This is a genomic window from Marinomonas fungiae (assembly GCF_001418205.1).
Classification (GTDB): domain Bacteria; phylum Pseudomonadota; class Gammaproteobacteria; order Pseudomonadales; family Marinomonadaceae; genus Marinomonas; species Marinomonas fungiae.
In genome coordinates this window covers 424,300-445,504 of sequence record NZ_LIQF01000002.1, presented here as the reverse complement: position 1 = coordinate 445,504, position 21,205 = coordinate 424,300, and the positions used below count along the sequence as shown (strand labels likewise).

The following is a 21,205-nucleotide window of genomic DNA, read 5'->3' as shown; positions in this document are numbered from 1 at the left end:
TAGAACCTCGCTCAGGACGGTATTGCAGACACAAAAAAGCCAAGCATATTGCTTGGCTTTTTCCGTTTATGTCAGATCAAACAATCGTGACATTCTCAGCTTGAGGGCCTTTTTGGCCTTGAGTTACTTCAAACGTAACTTTTTGCCCTTCTTGCAAAGTGCGGCGACCTGTACCGTTGATTGCACGGTAGTGAACAAACACATCTGAACCACTATCGCGTTCAATGAAACCAAAACCTTTCTCATCGTTGAACCATTTAACGATACCGGAAACCAATTGATCTGACATAACAACCTCTTTTACGCTGACTACCCTGCAACGGTAGCTTATTCATCATCCATCTTGCTTAGTGCAAGACATTGTTCCTTTGTGCTGCCTAAATCCCTTTACATTTGAGTTATTTTTAAACAGCGACCTTTCGATAATATGTCGTGCGAAAAAAAATATAAACCCCCTATCTACACAAAGTGTACACAGTAGATCCATTTTCCTACCTATTCGTGACAAAATCGAAAACCAGTTTAGCATCACTCTATGACAGCCGTTTGACAGACAGTGACCAAGGTTTAGTCACTTCAACACCCCAACTCCCAAAAGAGAGCACCACCCAAGGATATAGCACCAAATATAAGCAATTTGGGCACATTAATTGCTTAATCTGATTCACGCCGAGGAATGGACACCTCAAAATCGCCATTTTCGCCCCATTAAATGGCAAACATAAAATAAAATTAACCAAACTGGTGCGTAAACACCTATTTAGGAGTGCATGTGGATCACATTAATAGTGCAGTTGAGACACTAGTCTCTAGCTCAAACACTTTATTTATTTTACTCGGCGCCATCATGGTTTTTGCAATGCACGCAGGCTTTGCGTTTTTAGAAGTCGGTACCGTACGCCATAAAAACCAAGTGAACGCTCTTGTTAAGATTATGACTGACTTCGCTATCTCAGCCTTGGTCTATTTCTTTGTCGGCTATCAAATCGCTTATGGTGTGACCTTCTTCGATAGTGCCGAAGTATTATCCGAGAATAACGGTTACGCCTTGGTAAAGTTCTTCTTCCTAATGACCTTTGCAGCCGCGATTCCAGCGATTATTTCTGGCGGTGTGGCTGAACGCGCCAAGTTCTATCCAATGCTGATTTCAGCAGCCATGATTGTCGGCGTGGTTTATCCATTCTTTGAAGGCATCATCTGGAATGGCAATTACGGTTTCCAAGCATGGCTGGAAAGCAGCTTTGGTGCGGGCTTCCATGACTTCGCGGGCTCGGTAGTGGTCCACGGTGTGGGTGGCTGGGTCGCTCTAGCGGCTATTATCTTATTGGGCACTCGTAATGGTCGCTTCCGCCAAGGCCGACTAGTCGCCTTCGCACCTTCTAACATCCCCTTCTTGGCTCTCGGGGCATGGATTCTGTGTATTGGCTGGTTTGGCTTCAACGTCATGTCAGCACAAACCTTAGATGGCATCAGCGGTCTTGTTGCGGTGAACTCTCTAATGGCAATGGTCGGCGGCGTCATCACATCGATGCTAATCGGTAAAAACGACCCTGGCTTTATTCATAACGGGCCTTTAGCAGGCTTGGTAGCAGTTTGTGCAGGCTCTGACATCATGCATCCTATTGGTGCTCTCGTTACTGGTGCTGTCGCTGGCGCACTGTTTACCGTTTTATTCACTTGGATCCAACAAAAACTTCATTCCGTCGATGACGTTCTAGGTGTTTGGCCACTGCACGGCATCTGTGGCGCTTGGGGCGGTATCGCCACCGGTATATTTGGTAGCACAGCATTTGGCGGATTAGGTGGTGTAAGCTTTACCGCCCAAGTTATTGGCACCTTAGCAGGAATCATCATTGCGTTACTAGGAGGCTTTGTCGTGTACGGTGCAAGTAAAGCGATTTCAGGAATCCGCCTAAGTGAGGAAGATGAATTCAACGGAGCGGATTTAAGTATTCATAAAATTGGCTCTATCGGAAAAGAGTAATACTTCCTAATTAGCTTAGATTTCAAAGGGGTGCGGACAGCACCCCTTTTCATTTTTTGATAACATAGCTTTTTCCCTGTTCGATATTTTATTCCATGCATATTTGGCTACTGACACACTCTGAAGAATTAAAAAAAGCTAACGGCACTGGCCAGTTGGTTCATGCTCATTTGCCGACCCTAGCCTCAGTGATTGTTTGGCAGCGAGCCACCCCATCAGAAACACTGCAAAACTTACCTCTCGACAATACCTTGTTGATATACCCATCAGCTATTGAAAAAGCGAGCGATGCGTTCTCTCCAGAGCTAGATGCACACAATGCCAAGCACTTTATTATTCTCGACGGCACTTGGCAGCAAGCCCGAAAAATATATAACCGCAGCCCCTATTTGCATCGCTTTAAAACCTATGAAATCCGTGGTGAAAACTCGCAGTACTTGCGTCGTAGGAACCAACAAAAAAGCGGACTTTGCACCGCAGAGTCCGCCATTCATTTGCTTCGAAAACAGAAACGAATCCTTGAAGCTACACAGCTAGAAGAGGCTTTTCTAGCGTTTAATATTGAGCGCTAGACTACTACCAGCTCCAACTCAGCAACTCCTTCAAGGGATGCACAGATACGATCCCCTACTATCACAGGACCCACATTTTCTGGCGTTCCTGTCATAATCAAATCGCCTGGATGCAGCTCAAACAGCTCAGATAATTTAACAATAACCTCAGCAATGTCCCATGTTAAATGGGACAAGTCGCTACTCTGCTTAATATCTCCATTAACCGATAACTCAATTCGACCTCGATTCAATAACGCAGCGCCACTACGAGGCACAATTGACGTCATTGGCGCACTGGCTTCAAAGGACTTCCCAGCCTCCCAGGGACGCCCCTTCTGTTTCGCTTGGCTTTGTAAATCTCGACGAGTCATATCCAAGCCTAAACTATAGCCAAAGACTGCAGCGTCAGCTTCTTCTATTGTTAGATTACGTCCCCCACTGGTTAGAGCAACCACCAACTCTACTTCATATTCAAACTTTCCGGTCGCTTCAGGATATACCAAGCTATTTTCCTGAGTCGGATTTATCCATTGCACACAAGTACGATCCTTACAGAAAAAGAATGGTAAGTCTCGACTTGGATCATCACCCATTTCACGAGCATGCTCGGCATAATTACGCCCTACGCAGAATACACGTCTAACAGGAAACAACTGATCCATACCGATAATGGGTAGAATCACCTCAGGTTCGGGCGTTATCAAATACTGAGTCATATCTGTTCCTTAAAAATGTCCAAATTTGAGCCATAGCATGCTGCTCTCTTTTGCTTTCAAATGATTAAGATCTATAGAAGGTGTACGCAACCAGCTTAGCGCTGACAGATCTTTCTCTTGATAACTCACTCGTCCTTCCACAACTAGAAGCTCGAAGGCCTCATTGACCTCATCGAATAATACTGAAAAATCAGAGTTGGCATTAACACGCAATAAATAGACTTGTTCTGTTTGATATTGATGCAGCAAGTGTGGCTGATTGCAAGGTAAGTCGTTAAAAACCTCTGCCGCCACCAACACCTGCTTACTATCAAGCGGAGCAAATTGATGCAACTTAACGAATAATACGCAGCCATCGGGGCTAAAAGGCGCATGACTGGAGCCTGGAGGATTACGGAAATAAGTTCCAGCAGGATAATGTCCTGTTTCATCACAAAACACACCTTGCAACACCAGAATCTCCTCTCCAAGCGGATGAGGGTGTGCCCTAAAAATTGAACCTGGAGCATATCGTACAATGCTGGTGGCATGTCCTCGCTCAGCATCTTCCCGCGCTAAAGGTTTGCGTTCTACCCCTTGCATCGGGCTAGGTAACCACTCCAACTCATCCACACTCTGTCGCACGGGGATACTAAAATCCATATTCAACATAGGAACATCTTCCTGTTTAAATAATGATCTAGTTAGTCTATCCAGTGATTTAGCCTCTAGGCAAACATTTCTACCTAAAAAAAAGGCACTAGGTCAAAGACCTAATGCCTAAATGTTCCAGTCAGTCTATCTCCGAACGAAAAAGGACGTATGGAACCTTGAATGATCACATTTAACATAAGGCTCCCAAATGGGAGCCTTAGAGTAAACGTAATCCGCTACATTGGGATTAGAATAGGTAAGTTGCACCTACTGCAGTTACGTCGTCTTCAGCAGCGCCTGACTGACCGAATTCACCGTAAACGTACATGTTAGAAGCTAGGTTGTAAGTCACACCTACACCGTATTCGTTGTAGTCATCAGAATTTGCAGCATCTGGATCAACGTTTTGGTAAGTACCGTAAACATCACCTGCACCGTAGTTAAAGCGCGCAGCTAGACCAAGAATAGTGTTTAGGTCTTCTTCTTCTTCCCATTTAGCACCAACAGAAAGCGCTGGAGTAGCTTGGAATGTCGCGCTTACACCGTACGTTGCAGAATCAGCATTTGAACGAGCAGTATCGTTTTCAAGGCTGTCATAACCCGCAGCAATTGTTAGCGCATCAACAGAGTATTTAACCACTGCTGTTACTGCAGTGCCGTCTTCAACGCTCGCGCCAGCACCTTGAGTTTCAGATTCTGCTTTGCCTTTGAACTGAGCAGAAAGTTGAACTTCAAAGCCACCCATTGATGGAGAGAAGTAAGCGATAGTATCGCCTTCTTTAGTTAGACCAGCGTTAGTTACGCCGTAGTATTCGAACTGGTCGTAAGTGTCTTGGATAGCGTTGTTGTAGATGCTATCAAATGAACCAACCTGAACTTTACCGAAAGAACCTTGTAGACCAATGTATGCTTGGTCAAGGTTTACATCTACACCGCTTGTTTTTTCATCGGCGTCTGCTTCAAGCTCGTACTTGAAGAAACCAGTTAGGTCATCGCTGATTGCAGTGCTACCTTGGAAGCCAAAAGTAGAACCGTTGTCAGTGATTTCAGAATCGTTTGCGTCAGAATCTGCGTAAACTAGCTGAATGTTACCGTATACATCAAAGTTAACTGTTTCATCTGCTGCAAAAGCAGATACTGAAGTCAACGCCGCACTTGAAACTGCGATAGCTACAAGAGTCTTTTTCATAAATCGGTTTCCTTTCTGTTGATTCACTTATTATGTTCAGCGCTCGAACTGTGCAAGCCACTTACCGACACTGTAATATTCGTCCACATTTAATCAATACAGCACAACATATTTGCACCCTCTATTCACCATGCGTACTTTTTGCATTCATATTTTAAATAATTGCATATCGAATTCTTACAGAAAAAATTAAAAAACCTTATATATCATAAACTTAAGTTAATTTATGACATAATTATTTTTAGCTAACACGTTTTAATTGCTTTTTTATGAAAAAAAAAAGGATGATCTATCTAGAATAGAAAAATAATATATATCTTAAATGAATATTAAAAAATATCTTGCACTGTATTAGTAACCCAAAAATCGACAACCTCTAATTGTTTAAAAAACATGCACTCATTTTATTTACACCTTTCCTGCTAAAAAATAAGACGCTTTTTCTCTACTTTGCTACGCTTGCGGCAAAACAGGAGGATCAATTTTGGAACTAGACTTAGCGTATAGCGCATTATTAATTGGAACAGGTTTTTTGGCAGGAATTATTAACACACTAGCCGGAGGAGGATCTAACTTAACTCTGCCCGCATTAATGGTCATGGGTATGCCAGCCGATGTGGCCAATGCAACAAACCGAGTAGGGGTATTGCTACAGGGGTTAGTCGGTGTAAAGGGTTTTCACAAGGCTGGCAAAGTAGATCAATCAGATATTGTTCCGATACTGATTCCAACCCTACTGGGGGGGCTAGTCGGAGGCTTATTAGCCTCGTTTGCGCCAGAGAGCCTTCTCAAGCCTCTTCTTTTAACAGCCATGATCAGTATGACGATTGTTATGTTGGTTAAGCCAACTATCGTGGCGCCGCCAGAGGGCACCACTCCATTTAAGATAACTGAACGACCAAGTGCATGGTTCGCTTTGTTTGCCGCTGGCATTTACGGGGGGTTTGTTCAAGCTGGTGTCGGCTTTGTATTGATCGCCGCACTAGCAGGTACGTTACGCTACGATTTAGTTAAAACGAATGCCCTTAAAATGGTCTGCACCATTTGCTTTACCTTTTTGGCTTTGCTCGTGTTTATCTGGAATGATCAGGTATGGTGGGTACCTGGTTTAACTCTTGCTTGCGGCACCATGTTAGGCTCAATAGTCGCAGTAAGGTTTGCCATCAAAGCCAAACCGCAGCATTTAAAATGGTTTTTATTTGTAATGACGGTTGTCGGCAGCGTAGCAGCCCTGTTGAGCTAACCTCTACTACGAGTTCAACAAAAAAGGCAGCCATTCGGCTGCCTTTTTTACTTAAAACGGTTGCTCTAAATTATAGAGGCTTAACGTTTTGAGCTTCTGGGCCTTTTTTGCCTTGAGCTACTTGGAACTCAACTTTTTGGCCTTCAGCTAGAGTTTTGAAGCCTGGTACGTCGATTGCAGAGAAGTGTACGAACACGTCAGGACCAGACTCTTGAGTGATGAAACCGAAACCTTTAGTTTCGTTGAAGAATTTAACTGTACCAGTTACTACGTCTGACATAATGATATTCCTGTTTGAAATAAGTTTTAAATTTGGTTGCTAGGCAACCAGGTAGTGCTTAAAAAACTCGGTATTACTTATGACAAAACAGGACTAACCGTATTTGGCCGCAAGGGACACTGTACATAAATAGCGCCAATTATTTAAACATCTTGATTGTAGAATTGTTTTATTACTGTGGTCAACGAAATCCACATATTTTTTGTAACTTTATAAATGTAGAACTTTTCACTAGATCTGTGAACTATTTGAGGCAAATCAACAGGCTAGAGATTGATTGTAACAATTTGCAGAAATCTACCTAGAATTAGTTTCTTCCAATGCTCCTAGGAGGGCTTTATGAAAGTCGCTGTTTTCTCTTGCAAACCCTATGACAAACGAACGCTTGATGAAGCCAGCGAAACCGCTTCCGATATCGAGCTGGTTTACTTTGAAAGTCGCCTTAGCCTTGAGACCGTATCCCTTGCTAAAGGTTACGATGCCATTTCTTGTTTCGTGAACGATGACCTAAGCCGTCCAGTCATAGAGCAGCTGGCAAATTACGGCATCAAAGCCATCGCTATGCGCTGTGCTGGCTACAACAATGTCGACCTTTATTGCGCAAAAGGCCTTTCGATTCCAGTTTTTCACGTTCCAGACTACAGTCCAACGTCTGTCGCCGAACACGCCGTGGCCTTAATTATGGCGTTAAACCGTAAGACCCACAGAGCGTATCATCGAGTCAAAGAAGGTAACTTTGCTCTTGAAGGCCTTATGGGGTTTAACCTAGAAGGCAAAACCGTTGGTTGTATCGGTACTGGGCGTATAGGTGAGGCTTTCTGCCGCATTATGAACGGCTTTGGCTGTAAGGTACTGTGCTATGATCTGTTCGAAAATGAACGCCTTCTTGCCTTAGGCGCTGAATATGTGGATCTAGAAACGCTCTACGCTGAAAGCGATATCATTAGCCTGCATTGCCCTTTAAACGCTTCCACTCACCACCTGATCAACAAAACCTCCATCCATAAAATGAAAGACGGTGTAATGATCATCAACACGAGCCGCGGCGCCTTGGTTAATGCTCAAGAAGCCATTGACGGACTCTACAGTGGCAAGATCGGTTACCTGGGCTTGGATGTGTATGAACAAGAAGGCAAGATTTTCTTTGAAGATATGTCTTCTCATATTATTTATGACAGTGTTTTCCAGCTACTACTCACTTTTCCAAACGTTGTCGTCACCGGCCACCAAGGCTACTTCACCGATATCGCATTACGTCATATCGCCGACACAACTCTCGCCAATTTAGAACAGTTAAGCAAAGACCCAGCAACGTTCAAGCGTGAACTCACGGCTAAAAACCAATACTAATTAAGTCGAATAATAAGCAAGCCCGCAAAATGTGGGGTTGCTTATTCCCCCTTCACTAAACTCGCTTAGAAAAAGGGTTGTACTTTCAGGTGACTGGAATACAATCAATCATATTAATTATCAATTTCCTGATCAGCATAAGACAAATGAATATAAATAAGATCGATCTTAATCTGCTCATCTACCTAGACGTATTACTTAGAGAATGTAATGTTACCCGTTCAGCAAATAAGCTAAACATTACTCAGCCTGCTATGAGTAATGGTCTAAAACGTCTACGAGACCTACTTAACGACCCGCTTCTTGTGCGCACCAGTGAAGGCATGAAACCGACTGAAAAGGCACTTCGCCTACAGCCGATTGTACGCAAAGTGTTGCTAGAGCTTGAAGAAGCTCTTCAGCCAGAAGCCGATTTTAATGAAAGGACCTCAACTCGAGTCTTTCGTATTATGGCTAGCGATTATGCTGCGTCCACCGTAATACCTAGACTATTGAATCGTCTTCGCGAAAACGCTCCTGGCATTACCATTGATATCATGACCCCAAGCGATGTCACCTTTCACGATGTGGAAGCAGGTAAGATCGATATGGCAATCAACCGTTTCGAAGAGTTGCCCCAATCTTTCCATGAGAAAAGTGTCTGGCTAGATACGTTTGTCTGCATGATGGCTGCAGATAATCCTGTTGCGCAAAACTTCACCCTTGAAACCTACTTAGAGGCGCAGCATATTTGGGTAAGTAAAACGGGTTTCGGGGTGGGCGTGGGCATGGACCCTACCGATGTGCAAAAACTCGGCTGGGTAGATGAAGCACTGCAACGTCAAGGCCGTAAGCGCAGCATTCGCGTTTTCACTCGGAGCTATCATACCGCCATGCATCTCGCCTTAGAGCGGGATTTAATCGCCACCTTGCCTAGAAAAGTGGCACTAATCAATCGCAATAATCCGGATTTGGTGATTTTAGAACCACCGTTCGCGATTCCACCCATTGAGCTGAAAATGATTTGGAGCCCATTACTTCATCACGATGCCAGTCACATCTGGTTTCGTAAGCAAGTGATTGAGTTGGCCAACGAGCTGAAATCCCAGAGCTATGTGCGCTAAAACCAATGATCAGCTTTTGCTTGAAAGCGTACACCACTTCGCCATCATTTGCTCAGATTACCAACGTTCAAAAACTTTCTATACTCAGTTGCTAGGGTTTTCTGTGATACGAGAAACCTACCGCGCTGATCGAGATTCGTACAAATTGGATTTAAAGATCAACGAAAATACTCAAATCGAGTTATTTTCGTTTCCAAATGCTCCCAAGCGCCCCTCTTATCCTGAAGCGCAAGGACTCAGACATTTAGCGTTTGCAACACGGAATTTAGACGAGAATGTTAAGTATTTAAGGGGCCAGAATGTCGTCGTTGAAGATGTCCGGCTGGATGAATTAACCGGTAAACGCTTCACCTTCTTTGCTGATCCAGATGGCTTACCACTTGAGTTATATGAGCAATAAAAGCCATTTAAAATAAAAAACGCGCCGTAGCGCGTTTTTTATTTTGAACGAATCAAACTAGCGAATTATTCAGCGTCTTTCGTTGCTGCGGCCGCTTCAGTGATCAAGGTTTGTAGCTCACCATTTTGCGCCATTTCAACCACAATATCACATCCGCCAACAAGCTCACCGTTCACCCATAGTTGAGGAAAAGTTGGCCAGTTTGCGAATTTAGGCAGTTCGGCACGGATATCTGGGTTTTCTAAAATGTTAACGAACGCAAAGCGTTCGCCGCAAGCCATCAACGCCTGCACTGTTTGCGCAGAGAAACCGCACTGAGGCATACGTGGCGTGCCTTTCATGTACAGCAAAATTGGGTTGTTGTTGATTTGCTCTTGGATTGTCTCAATTGTGTTACTCACGATCGGTAAACCTCGTTATTCGGTCGCTTTGGCTCGCGACGTGTAGGGATTCATTTGCAATGAAGTATGGGGATGTTTAAATATTTTACAACCCTCCAACAAGGAAAACCTTTGACAAAAGCCTCTTTACTCCACGCTACCAGTGTATTAAATTGGCGGATTCCTTAATTATTGGTTGATTTTTGACAGGAGCAATATCGTGTCGCCGAGACATTTTTTGACTCTGAAAGACCTTTCGTCTGATGAGCTAAAGCAATTACTTTCACGTGCCATTGAGCTAAAAAAAATGCACCGTGAAGGTACGCAATACCAACCTTTAAAGAACAAAGTTCTAGCGATGATTTTCGAGAAGTCATCTACTCGAACCCGAGTCTCTTTTGAAGCGGGTATGGCGCAATTTGGCGGACACGCTCTATTTCTATCTCCGCGAGATACCCAGTTAGGCCGTGGCGAACCTGTCGAAGATAGCGCGCGCGTTATTTCTAGCATGGTCGATGCTGTCATGATTCGTACGTTTGACCACGCAATGGTAGAGACTTTTGCTGCAAATTCTCGCGTTCCTGTTATCAACGCCCTGACGGATGATTATCATCCATGTCAGCTCTTGGCAGATATGCAGACCTACCTTGAGCATCGCGGCTCCATTGAAGGGAAGCGTGTTGTTTGGGTTGGTGATGGTAACAATATGTGCCACTCTTATATGAATGCAGCGGATTTGCTTGGCTTCCAGCTAATAGTTGCTTGCCCTAAAGGCTACGAGCCAAATGAGCAGATCCTATCTGAAAATCAACACTGCGTTATTGTGACTAACAACGTCCAAGAAGCCGTGCAAGACGCAGACCTTGTGGTGACCGACGTGTTTGCATCTATGGGCCAAGAAGACGAGCAGGAGCAGCGCCTACGAGATTTTGACGGCTTTCAGGTGAACAAAGAGCTGATGTCTCTTGCTAAAGCGGATGCATTATTTATGCATTGTTTACCAGCCCACCGTGGCGAGGAAGTCACTGCAGAAGTAATTGACCACCCCGACTCAGTCGTATGGGATGAAGCGGAAAACCGCCTACATGCTCAGAAAGCATTACTTGAATTTTTGATCTGTAACTAAGACAATCTCGTAAGGCTCGTTGTTAGAGTGATCTAGCGCGAGCCTTTTTTATACGTTATGAGCTGAATAAAACTCAAAAACTCGAGATTATTATGAGCATTATTGAAGTTAGGCATCTAAAAACCCTGACCGCATTAAGAGAAACTGGAAGCCTAGTTGAAGCGGCGGAACGAGTACACCTGACTCAGTCCGCACTTTCCCACCAATTAAAAGACCTAGAAGAAAAACTAGGTTGCCCATTGTTTATCCGTAAAACCAAACCAGTACGCTTTACCAGCGCAGGCTTGAGACTTTTACAATTAGCTGATGACGTCTTAATGGCTTTTCGTTCGGCACAGCGTGATATACAACGCTTTGCTGAAGGTGAAAGCGGGCGCTTGCACATCGCCATTGAATGTCACAGTTGTTATGAATGGTTAATGCCAACCATTGACCATTTCCGCGAACATTGGCCGGATGTGGAATTAGATCTGTCCACGGCTTTTAGCTTTATGCCATTACCCGCCTTAGCACGTGGGGATTTGGATTTGGTCGTCACCTCAGACCCACAAGAGCTGCCAAATATTGAGTATATCCCCCTGTTTCAATATGAGTCTCAGGTCGCCTTATCTCGCCATCATCCATTGGCGAAAAAGGACTACCTAGTACCAGAAGATTTTAAGAATGAAACGTTAATCACCTATCCCGTCGAATCTGAACGTTTGGATATTTTTAAACACTTCTTAACACCTGCTGGGATTACACCAGCCAAGATTCGTCATAGTGAATTAACTTTAATGATGATGCAGCTGGTTGCCAGCGGTCGTGGTGTTTGCTGCTTGCCAAATTGGGCCTTAACCGAATACACAAATCGCCAGTACGCCATCACGAAATCCTTAGGAGAAGAAGGTGTCTGGTGCAAACTATATCTCGCAATTCGAAAGGATCAGCGGGAAAATGCTTATATGGATGATTTGATCACGACCGCCTCAAAGACTTGTTTTAAAAACCTACGCGGTATTTTATCACCAGACCTTTAACAACTCTTTCCATAAAAAATACAGCCAGCACTAGCTCAAACTGTTTTGGTGCTGGCTTCGGGACCAGATAAGACTAAACTTCGCCCCACCCAATTCGCTTGAATCAATCAATACAGCACCGCCGTGCCAGAAAGCGATACGCTGCACAATCGCCAGTCCCAATCCATATCCCCCAGATGCCCGTGTACGAGAATTATCTAACCGCTGAAAAGGAATAAAGACTTTGTCGCGATCCTCTATCGGGATACCAGGACCATCGTCCTCTATATCAACCTGCCAACGCTCTTCGTCGGCAGTAAAAGTAATAGCAATGGTTGAGTTGGCGTATTTCGATGCATTCAATATCAAGTTTTGCAGCGCCCGATGCAAGTGGTGCGCGTCAGCATTGACCAGATCATCGCCCTGCACCACGATACGAACATCAAGTTTATTAAGTAAAGTATGGTTATGATCAACAATGCTATCCAGTATCTGCTGAATACTGGTCTTTTCAAAATTCAGCGCTAGGGTGCCTTCTTCGAGTTTGCCATAAGTAAGCACTTCGTCGACTAAAGTATTCAGCTCTTCAACATCAAACTCTAAAGCGGTAATAGAGTGTTCTAATGCTTCATCAACATCGTCCTTTAGCACTTCTAAACCAAAGCGAAGACGTGCAATAGGCGTTCTTAATTCATGGGAGATTGCATTAATCATTTCACGCTGAACTTTCAGTAAGCGTTGAATATGAGTCGACATTGAGTCAAAAGAATAGGCCAGTTCTTTTAGCGTACCAGAGCTGTCCACTACGCCTTGAGGTAACGTCCCCCTCCCCCTAGCAATTTGACGCGTGACCGTTTCAAAATGTGCTCGTTTGCGGTCAAGGCCCAAGAATTCAATCCAAACCAAAATTAGCAATGCAGAAATTGCCAGCAAAATGATTAAAAGAACAGCGACACTAATAGAAACTGGCGCCCCAACTTGCACCTGAATAACCCAAGCTTGAGCACCATTTTCAGGCTGCCATTGCAATTCAAGGATATCGGGAGAAATATGTTTCAGATATAAGTCGACTTCCGGCCATCCCATAGCATCTACGGGCTTTAACGAAATAACGTCCAAAGATTTCAGAATATCGACTTTCTCATTGTAAGACGCACTGGAAACAAGGAAATGCCGTAATAGTATTAGCACGGACTCTTTGCGCTTTTCACGCAAAGAGCCGGACAGCAACACCTGCCCATCCGCTAGCATGGCTACGTTAGCCATGTCACCATACTGGATATTGAAAGAAGAGGTTGCCGAGAAGGCGTGATTAGATTCTTTATCCCATTCATAAACCGAAAAAGCATTGAGCTCATCTAGGGACAAGAGTGATTGCTGATACAGCAGGGCAGAAAGCTCTGCGTCTATTTGCCAAAGTTGTACATGCTGATGACTGTAGTAACGCTGCTGTAGCCATTCAATAGCACCATAACAGCCAAGCGATATGATGATGCCCCCGATCAAAACATGCCGATAGAGGCGCCACATATCGCTTCGCATACTAACTAAACCTCTTTAACGAACAAGTAGCCTTTGCTTCGAATCGTTTTAATACGGCGCGGATGTATTGGATCATCACCAATCTTCGAGCGAATTCGAGAAATACGCACGTCTACAGAACGATCTTGACCATCATACTCAATACCACGAAGCTCACTAAAGATTTCTTCACGGCTCAAGATGCGCCCAGAGTTACTTGCCAGCAGCCACAGTAAATCGAACTCAGCACTGGTTAACTCAATTTCCTCTCCCTCACGCCACGCTTCGCGACGAGAGTTATCGATCACCAAGCTGCCGAACTCTAGCGTTTGCTCTGTCTCGGAATTCGCGACATTTAAATCAATATCCTGCGTACTTCGACGTAACAAGGACTGCACACGAGCAAGCAATACACGTGGCTTCGCAGGCTTAGAAACATAATCATCAGCACCGATTTCAAGACCTAAAATTTGATCAACATCGTCGCTTCGCGCCGTCAACATCAGAATCGGACCACGATAATCGTTACGTACACTACGACATACCGTAAAGCCATCAGCCCCTGGAAGCATTAAATCCAGAATAACCAACGATGGCTGCTCCTCTACTATTCGAGAGATAGCATTACGACCATCTGGCTCGATAGCAACTTTGAAGCCATTTTTTTGTAGGTATTCTTGAGTCAGCGTAGCAAGGCGCTCATCATCTTCAACAATCAAGATTGATTGGGGTTCATTCGCGCTCATAGTCCATCCTCGTCCATTTGATATTTGAATAAAGCCTTTAGGATCAATCTACTAAAAGATCTCGGATTTGTCTAACTCGTTCGCGATTTACATCCAAATCATCATAACCTACGCGAGAAGCAGAACGAACATGCATAATGCTGTCCGCTTCAGGAAAGTAGATTTCGAGATCATCTTTGAAGCCGAACAACTCACTGCTCACCTCAAAATGCGTATAGCCCAAAGCGCTGCTAACCACTCGAGCACCTCCAGCACTTAGCATGTAATGCTCAATGGCTAATTGAGCATCTATAACGCTAGTATGGTAGAAAATGGGCTCGACATAGTGTTCTGCATCCTCAGGCGAGGCTTGAGAGGAAACGCAGTTGGGCATGTCTGGGCATGGCGCTAACAGTCCTTCATTCACACCCAAGTTATCGGGCACTCCATTATTAATGTCTACGTAGACAAAAAATCCGATTAGCATTGCAATGACAACCACTAAAATCCATCGCACCATGCTCATAACATTACATCCCCTTTTATTAGAACGATCGATATTTATCTAAACGATCGGCGTCCTGGTCGACGCGGCTTGAACTCTGGTTGTTTTTCAGAAGACTGCCAGTCAAAACCTTTATCACGTCGTTTGGTTTTCGCCACACTACCGGAAACACGAGAGCTGCTGGTACGACGACGATCATGCTTATCTTGTTGGCTCTTAAGACCAGTGATCTTGTGCTCTAATCCAACCACTTCACACAAAGCACTTACATCCGTTTCTTCCATTTCGACCCAGCGGCCTACTTTAGCTTTTGAAGGAAGGAATACGGGACCAAAGCGAACACGCTTCAGGCGGTTAACTTTAAGATCTTGTGACTCCCAAAGACGGCGCACCTCACGGTTGCGACCTTCCATCAAACACACATAGAACCAATGGTTTATACCTTCACCACCACCGTCAACGATGTCTGTAAATTGCGCCACGCCATCTTCCAGCAGCACACCTTTTTTTAGGTTCGTGATATTTTCTTCCGTCACATTCCCCATGACACGCACAAGATATTCACGATCAATTTCTGTCGAAGGGTGCATGAGGCGATTCGCCAGCTCACCATCCGTTGTAAACAGTAATAATCCAGACGTATTGATATCAAGACGGCCAACAGCAATCCAGCGACTACCACGCAATTTTGGCAAACGATCAAACACTGTTGGGCGGCCTTCAGGATCTTTACGAGTACACACTTCCCCTTCAGGTTTGTTGTAAATAATGACTCGGCGCTCTACTTCATTCGACGCACTCGTCTTTACTTCCGCACCATCCAGCTCAATCACATCGCTCGGACGTACTCGATCCCCTAAAGTCGCTACTTCACCATTGACAGTGACACGGCCTTCACGAATACGGTTTTCCATTTCACGACGAGATCCTGCACCTGCTCTCGCCAACACTTTTTGTAATTTTTCGTCCATTACGACCTCTTTCGGGAATGCTTCGCAGCAACCCATTTTGTTAAATTCTTAAATGCGCTAAGTCTTATCAGTGCTTAGCAAAACTCTGACCGCAATTATAGTCATATCAAGTGACAGTTGATAGCATGCGACACCGTGTTTTTACTCAAATGGTGTCGGATCACCAGCGCCAATACGCAATACTTGAATCTCATCAGAATCCATGCCGATGACCGTTGTTGGCTGCATACCACAGAAGCCTCCGTCAATCACCAAATCCAACTGATGTTGCAACGTATCGCGAATGTCATAAGGGTCCATCATTGGGTCTGTTTCACCCGGTAAAATCAATGATGAACTCATGATAGGCTCCCCTAGCTCTTCAAGCAGAGCCTGCACAATTTTATTATCCGGAATACGGATACCAATGGTCTTGCGTTTCGGGTGCATTAAACGTCGAGGCACTTCAGATGTGCCGTTAAAAATGAAAGTGTAAGGTCCCGGCGTATTGTGCTTAAGCAATCGATAAATAGTGTTGTCATAGCGAGCATAGGTGGAAATTTCTGATAGATCCTTACACACTAAGGTGAAGTTGTGCTTATCATCCAAACGACGAATGACACGAATCTTTTCCAGCGCGGCTTTGTCACCAATGTGACAGCCTAATGAGTAGCCACAATCCGTTGGGTAAGCAATCACGGCGCCCTCACGAATCATCTGCGCAGCTTGTTTTATAAGACGTGCTTGTGGGTTTTCTGGGTGTATCTGAAAAAACTGGCTCAAAGTAATCTCTCCATAGCACCTCGGATAGAGGTGAACTTATCAAATTCATGGTTTAACGGGTGACGCGCTACCATTGATACCAAATGGGTGAAATCTCTTGTTCATGCACTTGGGTATAACGTCCAACTTGAGTCCAAGGCCCAAAGGGACCATGATAATCACTGCCAGCTGACGCTTTAAACTCAAAATCTCGGGATAGTCGCTCTAAAAAGCGCACATAATCGGGGCGTTCATTGCCAGATGCCACCTCTATGGCTGTCCCGCCTAAGATTTTAAAATCTTGCAGAACCGATTTAAGTTTAGTCACTGTTAACGGATAGCGCTTAGGGTGTGCCATGATCAGCTCACAACCGGTCGCCGCTAAATCTGGGACAATATCTTCTAGTTGCGGCCATACATCACGAATTTGCCCCAGTTTTTTATTGCCAAGATAATGATCGAATGCCTTATTAATATCTTTGACAATCCCTTCTCGCACCATGACCTTCGCAAAATGAGGACGCCCTAATTGGCTCTGCCCGGCTTCTTCGACCGCTTTATCAAACAAGTCAGGCAGCCCTTTCTTGCGCAACAAATCGGCGATTTGACGACCCCGCTCTAGACGCACGGCTTGATTGCGTTGAGTCCAAAACGCCATACGAGGGCAGTCTTTATCAAAGCCTAGCGCCACCATATGCAACGGAATCTTTTTCCATGCCACCGACAGTTCGCAGCCATTGATTAATTTAATACCGTGTTCTGAGGCCGCTGAGCTCGCCTCAGCCAAACCAGCAGTGGTGTCATGGTCGGTTAATGCCAGCATTTCAACACCTTCTTGATGTGCTAAAGCGAGCAGTTCTGAAGGCGTCAACTTGCCATCGGACGCAGTGGAATGCATGTGCAAGTCGATATGTTGGTAAGTCTTATCTGACATCAAAGGGGTATTCTTTCAGGCTGTTGCTAGGTATTATCATTCGAGCATACATAAACTGGCTTGACTATGAAATTACTATTTGACTTTTTACCAATTCTTGTATTTTTCTTGGTATACAAAACCACTGGCGACATTATTATCGCTACTGCCGTGCTAATTCCCGCCACTTTAATTCAAGTGGGTTACACTTGGTTTAAGCATCGCACCGTTGAAAAAATGCATGTCATTTCCCTTGCTCTGGTGGTATTACTCGGTGGCGCAACGGTTCTTCTTGGCAACGGTGATTTTATTAAATGGAAACCCACCATTGTAAACTGGCTGTTTGCGATTGCCTTCTTCGGTAGCCAATTCATTGGCCATAAAAATTTCATCGAGCGCATGATGGGTGACAAAATTGAGTTGCCACATAAAACTTGGCGCACCCTGAATTTGGCATGGGTGGGATTCTTTATTTTATCTGGTGCAGTGAATTTATACGTCGCGTTTAATTTCAGCGAAGACGTGTGGGTAGACTTTAAATTATTTGGTCTATTGGGTATGACCATTGTGTTTATTATTCTTCAGGGACTTTACTTAACGTCCCAAATGCAAAATAAGGATTAGTACATGCTTTATTCAATTGTCGGACAAGATGTTGCAAACAGCCTTGAAAATCGTCTGGCAGCTCGCCCTGCTCACCTTGAACGTCTACAATCACTACGCGATCAAGGTCGCCTAGTGTTAGCTGGCCCAAACCCTGCCATCGATTCAAATGATCCAGGTGAAGCAGGCTTTACTGGCAGTGTGGTAATCGCTGAATTTGCCTCTCTAGAAGAAGCAAAAGCGTGGGCAGACGCAGACCCTTACGTTGCTGCTGGCGTGTATGCAAGCGTTGAGATCAAACCTTTCAAACAAGTTTTCTAAGATTTTGAGACACACGTATTACGAAAAAGAAGCGGCCTCAGCCGCTTCTTTTTTATCGACTTGATTACTCTGCTTCAGGCTTCTTTACATCCGAATGCCCCAGATCTCGCTCGGGATCGATCACATCCCGCATACGTTGCTTCAGAACTTTCGCTTCAGGGAAACCGCCCTCAGCTTTGCGACACCAGATTTCTTCACCGTTTACACGAACTTTGAAAATCCCTCCTTGAGTCGGGATCAAAGTAACGCTCTTGATGTCATCATCAAAGGTCGTTAGTAACTCTTGAGATAGCCAAGCGGCACGCAACATCCAGCGACATAGGGTGCAATATTCGATTTCAACCACTGCGGTTCTCATGTTTCGACCTCTCAAATCAATTTCATCTTGGCGTTCGTTAGTGAACCCCCTAATATTATGGGCGCATTGCCAATAAGGAAGACTCACATGAAAAAAAGTTTACTCGCAGGCCTAGTGCTGTCCGCACTGAGCTTACCTAGCTTCGCAACCGAAGTGGATATTCAAACCAACCTTGGCGACATCCGCGTCGATTTGAATGAGCAAGCGGCACCGAATACGGTGAAGAACTTCTTGCAGTATGTTGATGAAGGCTTCTACGAAGGGGTAATTTTCCATCGCGTTATCAAAGGCTTCATGGTGCAAGGCGGAGGCTTTACCGCAGACCTAGACCGCAAGAAAACGCACCGCGCTATAGCCTATGAAGGCAATAATGGTTTAAAAAATGACCGCGGCACCCTAGCGATGGCGCGTACCAATGATCCAAACAGTGCTACCTCGCAATTCTTTATCAACCACGTAGACAATGCTTTTCTTAACCATGGTGCCCAAGGTGATGCCGGTTATACAGTATTTGGCAAGGTGATTTCTGGTATGGACGTCGTAGACCAGATTGCCAGTGTTCCAACGCGTACCGTTGGACCCTACCAAAACGTACCAAGCACTCCGGTGACAATCGAGAAAATCACCCGTGTTAACTAGTTATCGACTTGAACTACCCGCTCTAAACTTTGGCGAGGACGGTGTGCCTCGCTCCAGTGCCTTCGACGATGTCTACTTTGACAAAGATGCAGGTCTTGATGAAACACGCTATGTGTTCTTGCAACATAATCTACTTACAGAGCGCTTCAGCAATTTGGCGTCGCAGCAGCGTTTTACGATTGCCGAAACAGGCTTTGGCACGGGGTTAAACTTTCTTTGCGCTTGGCAACTCTTTTTAGACACGGCACCACAAGACAGTTGGCTGCATTTTGCCTCGGTGGAAAAATTCCCACTAAGCAAAGATAAATTAGAGCAGTCACTTGCCATGTGGCCAAGTTTAGCAGCGTTCGTCAAACCTCTAATTGAGCAGTATCCAACGCTTTGTCATGGCTTACACACACTGTTTTTCCCTGAACAACGTACCACCTTAACGCTATGGTTTGGCGAGGCCAGCGAAGGATTTACGGCTTTCAACGGCGATGTGGATGCTTGGTTTTTAGATGGCTTTGCCCCCAGCAAGAATCCTGAAATGTGGAGCGACGAACTGTTCCAAAACATCCAGCGTTTAAGTCACCAAGGCACTACTTTTGCTACCTTTACCGCCGCCGGCATTGTCCGACGAGGGCTCAAAGCTCATGGTTTTGAGGTACAGAAAGTCAAAGGCTTTGGTCATAAACGGGAAATGATGATTGGTACCTTTTCACTTGAGGAAGACACCCCAGCCATCGCTCCCTCCGCCCCTTGGTTTGCCACCCCAAAGGCAACAAGTGTCACAAGAGTACTCGTGGTAGGCAGCGGTATTGCCGGCTCAACAACGGCCCATGCCTTGGCGAACAAAGGTATCGAAGTAGACGTTTGGGAGCAGGGTGAGCAAATCGCTTGTGGCGCCTCTGGCAACGCCCAAGGCATGCTCTATCCTAAACTGGGAGCTTCCGACACCCCCGTCAATCGTTTTTACTTGAGCGCTTATTTGTACGCCAATCGTTTTTACAACGATCTGGATAAAAACGCTCAGCTTTGGCAGCAATCGGGATTATTGCAACTGCCAAAGAATGATGCTGAACAAGCCAAATTTACCAAAATGCTCGACAGCCACCTTTATCCAGAAAGCATCATCAAAGCTCATGCAAACGGCTTAGAATTACCTCTTTCAGGCTGGGTTAGGCCGCAAGCCGTCTGCGAGCAGTTACTTCAGCATGCACGTATCCATCTTTCTTTGAATACGAAATTACAAAGTTTAGAGAAGACCCAAGCGGGCTGGCTGGCAACACACTCGTCTTCAAGCTGCGAATATTCTCACGCAGTGATGTGTAGCGCGAATGAACTGCAAGTATTAGCCGCTTGGCAACAGTGGCCAACTAAAGCCATTCGAGGTCAGGTCACGCAATTAGAAACCAATAAACTCAGCCAGGATAATCAAGACAAAGTCCAGCAGGTTAGGCAGGTGCTTTGCGGCGAGGGTTATTTGTCCCCTGAGCTAGAGGGACAGATTAACTTTGGCGCGACTTACGACTTAGGTAACCATAGTTTGGAGCTTTGTCAGCAAAGTCATCAAGAGAACCTAACAAAGCTCGCAGCCCTGTTACCTATTAACATAGAGCAGATTGATCTTGAGGCGTGCAAGGGGCGTGTTGCTCTACGCTGCACTGTTACTGACTATACACCGATTATTGGGCCTGTGAGCCGACACCTTGATCTAGTTGAGAAATACGCGCCTCTGCGTCAAAACGCGAAATGGCAATCAGAGGAGCAATGTGAACTGATTGATGGATTGTTTATAAACGTAGGACATGGTTCAAGAGGCTTGGTCAGCGCACCTCTTAGTGGCTTTTACATCAGCAATTTGATCTTGAATGAGCTGGCTGCCCTAGAGCAAGGCGTAATAGAAGCCTTACACCCCAACCGCTTTAGCATTCGTCAACTAAAACGGGGAGAAGCCTAGGCTTCTCCCC

Annotated in this window: 25 protein-coding genes; 12 read left to right on the top strand and 13 right to left on the bottom strand. The window is 45.0% G+C overall.

Going from position 1 to position 21,205, the window contains the following annotated elements; all coding sequences use genetic code 11:
- Positions 1 to 76: 76 nt before the first annotated feature.
- Positions 77 to 289, bottom strand: a complete 213-nt coding sequence (locus ASC49_RS04585) for a cold-shock protein (protein WP_055462037.1) — start codon at positions 287 to 289, stop codon at positions 77 to 79.
- Between the two features lie 483 nt (positions 290 to 772).
- Between ASC49_RS04585 and ASC49_RS04580 the strand changes: the two genes are divergently transcribed.
- Both ASC49_RS04580 and ASC49_RS04575 read left to right on the top strand, forming a co-directional pair.
- Positions 773 to 1,984, top strand: a complete 1,212-nt coding sequence (locus ASC49_RS04580) for an ammonium transporter (RefSeq protein WP_055462036.1) — start codon at positions 773 to 775, stop codon at positions 1,982 to 1,984.
- Between the two features lie 95 nt (positions 1,985 to 2,079).
- Positions 2,080 to 2,556, top strand: coding sequence for a tRNA-uridine aminocarboxypropyltransferase (locus ASC49_RS04575; protein ID WP_055462035.1), 477 nt, complete (start codon positions 2,080 to 2,082; stop codon positions 2,554 to 2,556).
- Here the strand turns inward: ASC49_RS04575 and ASC49_RS04570 are convergent.
- From ASC49_RS04570 to ASC49_RS04560, 3 genes are all read right to left on the bottom strand, one after another.
- Positions 2,553 to 3,254, bottom strand: coding sequence for a fumarylacetoacetate hydrolase family protein (locus ASC49_RS04570; RefSeq protein WP_055462034.1), 702 nt, complete (start codon positions 3,252 to 3,254; stop codon positions 2,553 to 2,555). The genes ASC49_RS04575 and ASC49_RS04570 overlap by 4 nt on opposite strands.
- A 9-nt stretch (positions 3,255 to 3,263) precedes the next feature.
- Entirely contained in the window at positions 3,264 to 3,905 is a 642-nt protein-coding gene (locus ASC49_RS04565; RefSeq protein WP_055462033.1) for a cupin domain-containing protein, read from the bottom strand.
- 229 nt (positions 3,906 to 4,134) lie between these two features.
- The gene (locus ASC49_RS04560) at positions 4,135 to 5,076 is read right to left on the bottom strand and encodes a porin (protein WP_055462032.1); all 942 of its coding nucleotides are present in this window, start codon (positions 5,074 to 5,076) and stop codon (positions 4,135 to 4,137) included.
- Positions 5,077 to 5,560: 484 nt separating this feature from the next.
- Between ASC49_RS04560 and ASC49_RS04555 the strand changes: the two genes are divergently transcribed.
- On the top strand, positions 5,561 to 6,319 hold the full coding sequence (locus tag ASC49_RS04555; protein WP_055462031.1) for a sulfite exporter TauE/SafE family protein: 759 nt from the start codon (positions 5,561 to 5,563) through the stop codon (positions 6,317 to 6,319).
- 70 nt (positions 6,320 to 6,389) lie between these two features.
- On the opposite strand, the gene ASC49_RS04550 is transcribed toward ASC49_RS04555, so the two are convergent.
- Positions 6,390 to 6,599, bottom strand: a complete 210-nt coding sequence (locus ASC49_RS04550) for a cold-shock protein (RefSeq protein WP_055462030.1) — start codon at positions 6,597 to 6,599, stop codon at positions 6,390 to 6,392.
- 339 nt (positions 6,600 to 6,938) lie between these two features.
- Between ASC49_RS04550 and ASC49_RS04545 the strand changes: the two genes are divergently transcribed.
- From ASC49_RS04545 to gloA2, 3 genes are all read left to right on the top strand, one after another.
- Positions 6,939 to 7,949 (top strand): 2-hydroxyacid dehydrogenase, encoded by a 1,011-nt coding sequence (locus tag ASC49_RS04545; RefSeq protein ID WP_055462029.1) that lies wholly within the window; start codon positions 6,939 to 6,941, stop codon positions 7,947 to 7,949.
- A 146-nt stretch (positions 7,950 to 8,095) separates the two neighbouring features.
- Positions 8,096 to 9,052 (top strand): LysR family transcriptional regulator, encoded by a 957-nt coding sequence (locus tag ASC49_RS04540; RefSeq protein ID WP_055462028.1) that lies wholly within the window; start codon positions 8,096 to 8,098, stop codon positions 9,050 to 9,052.
- Positions 9,042 to 9,452 (top strand): SMU1112c/YaeR family gloxylase I-like metalloprotein, encoded by a 411-nt coding sequence (gene gloA2 / locus ASC49_RS04535; protein WP_055462027.1) that lies wholly within the window; start codon positions 9,042 to 9,044, stop codon positions 9,450 to 9,452. Before ASC49_RS04540 ends, gloA2 begins: the two co-directional genes overlap by 11 nt.
- Before the next feature lie 65 nt (positions 9,453 to 9,517).
- Here the strand turns inward: gloA2 and grxD are convergent, their stop codons facing one another.
- The gene (grxD, locus tag ASC49_RS04530; protein ID WP_055462026.1) at positions 9,518 to 9,853 is read right to left on the bottom strand and encodes a Grx4 family monothiol glutaredoxin; all 336 of its coding nucleotides are present in this window, start codon (positions 9,851 to 9,853) and stop codon (positions 9,518 to 9,520) included.
- 199 nt (positions 9,854 to 10,052) lie between these two features.
- Between grxD and argF the strand changes: the two genes are divergently transcribed.
- Positions 10,053 to 10,958 carry an ornithine carbamoyltransferase gene (argF, locus tag ASC49_RS04525; protein WP_055462025.1) on the top strand — a complete coding sequence of 302 codons (906 nt, stop codon included), beginning with the start codon at positions 10,053 to 10,055 and terminating at the stop codon, positions 10,956 to 10,958.
- Between the two features lie 92 nt (positions 10,959 to 11,050).
- A complete protein-coding gene (locus ASC49_RS04520) occupies positions 11,051 to 11,977 on the top strand; it encodes a LysR family transcriptional regulator (RefSeq protein ID WP_141656790.1) in 927 nt (308 codons plus the stop codon).
- A 30-nt stretch (positions 11,978 to 12,007) separates the two neighbouring features.
- Here the strand turns inward: ASC49_RS04520 and ASC49_RS04515 are convergent, their stop codons facing one another.
- The 6 genes from ASC49_RS04515 to ASC49_RS04490 all read right to left on the bottom strand — a co-directional run bounded on the left by ASC49_RS04515 (position 12,008) and on the right by ASC49_RS04490 (position 17,353).
- On the bottom strand, positions 12,008 to 13,498 hold the full coding sequence (locus tag ASC49_RS04515; RefSeq protein WP_055462024.1) for an ATP-binding protein: 1,491 nt from the start codon (positions 13,496 to 13,498) through the stop codon (positions 12,008 to 12,010).
- A 5-nt stretch (positions 13,499 to 13,503) separates the two neighbouring features.
- Positions 13,504 to 14,223: a winged helix-turn-helix domain-containing protein gene (locus ASC49_RS04510; RefSeq protein ID WP_055462023.1), complete on the bottom strand. Its 720-nt coding sequence runs from the start codon at positions 14,221 to 14,223 to the stop codon at positions 13,504 to 13,506.
- Between the two features lie 43 nt (positions 14,224 to 14,266).
- The gene (locus ASC49_RS04505; protein WP_245624632.1) at positions 14,267 to 14,728 is read right to left on the bottom strand and encodes a DUF1499 domain-containing protein; all 462 of its coding nucleotides are present in this window, start codon (positions 14,726 to 14,728) and stop codon (positions 14,267 to 14,269) included.
- Between the two features lie 35 nt (positions 14,729 to 14,763).
- Positions 14,764 to 15,678: a 23S rRNA pseudouridine(2605) synthase RluB gene (rluB, locus tag ASC49_RS04500; protein WP_055462022.1), complete on the bottom strand. Its 915-nt coding sequence runs from the start codon at positions 15,676 to 15,678 to the stop codon at positions 14,764 to 14,766.
- 141 nt (positions 15,679 to 15,819) lie between these two features.
- The gene (locus ASC49_RS04495; protein WP_055462021.1) at positions 15,820 to 16,440 is read right to left on the bottom strand and encodes an L-threonylcarbamoyladenylate synthase; all 621 of its coding nucleotides are present in this window, start codon (positions 16,438 to 16,440) and stop codon (positions 15,820 to 15,822) included.
- A 67-nt stretch (positions 16,441 to 16,507) separates the two neighbouring features.
- The gene (locus tag ASC49_RS04490) at positions 16,508 to 17,353 is read right to left on the bottom strand and encodes a PHP domain-containing protein (RefSeq protein WP_055462020.1); all 846 of its coding nucleotides are present in this window, start codon (positions 17,351 to 17,353) and stop codon (positions 16,508 to 16,510) included.
- A 66-nt stretch (positions 17,354 to 17,419) separates the two neighbouring features.
- On the opposite strand from ASC49_RS04490, the gene ASC49_RS04485 reads away from it, so the two are divergent.
- Positions 17,420 to 17,956 (top strand): septation protein A, encoded by a 537-nt coding sequence (locus ASC49_RS04485; RefSeq protein ID WP_055462019.1) that lies wholly within the window; start codon positions 17,420 to 17,422, stop codon positions 17,954 to 17,956.
- Between the two features lie 3 nt (positions 17,957 to 17,959).
- Complete coding sequence (locus tag ASC49_RS04480; RefSeq protein ID WP_055462018.1) at positions 17,960 to 18,256, top strand: YciI family protein; 297 nt, start codon at positions 17,960 to 17,962, stop codon at positions 18,254 to 18,256.
- A gap of 64 nt (positions 18,257 to 18,320) precedes the next feature.
- Here ASC49_RS04480 and ASC49_RS04475 read toward each other — a convergent pair whose 3' ends face one another.
- Positions 18,321 to 18,614, bottom strand: a complete 294-nt coding sequence (locus ASC49_RS04475; protein WP_055462017.1) for a SelT/SelW/SelH family protein — start codon at positions 18,612 to 18,614, stop codon at positions 18,321 to 18,323.
- 87 nt (positions 18,615 to 18,701) lie between these two features.
- Here ASC49_RS04475 and ASC49_RS04470 point away from each other — a divergent pair, with 87 nt between their 5' ends.
- Together ASC49_RS04470 and mnmC are read left to right on the top strand one after the other, a co-directional pair.
- A complete protein-coding gene (locus ASC49_RS04470) occupies positions 18,702 to 19,253 on the top strand; it encodes a peptidylprolyl isomerase (RefSeq protein ID WP_055462016.1) in 552 nt (183 codons plus the stop codon).
- The gene (gene mnmC / locus ASC49_RS04465) at positions 19,243 to 21,195 is read left to right on the top strand and encodes a bifunctional tRNA (5-methylaminomethyl-2-thiouridine)(34)-methyltransferase MnmD/FAD-dependent 5-carboxymethylaminomethyl-2-thiouridine(34) oxidoreductase MnmC (RefSeq protein WP_055462015.1); all 1,953 of its coding nucleotides are present in this window, start codon (positions 19,243 to 19,245) and stop codon (positions 21,193 to 21,195) included. Before ASC49_RS04470 ends, mnmC begins: the two co-directional genes overlap by 11 nt.
- The last annotated feature ends 10 nt before the right edge of the window (positions 21,196 to 21,205 follow it).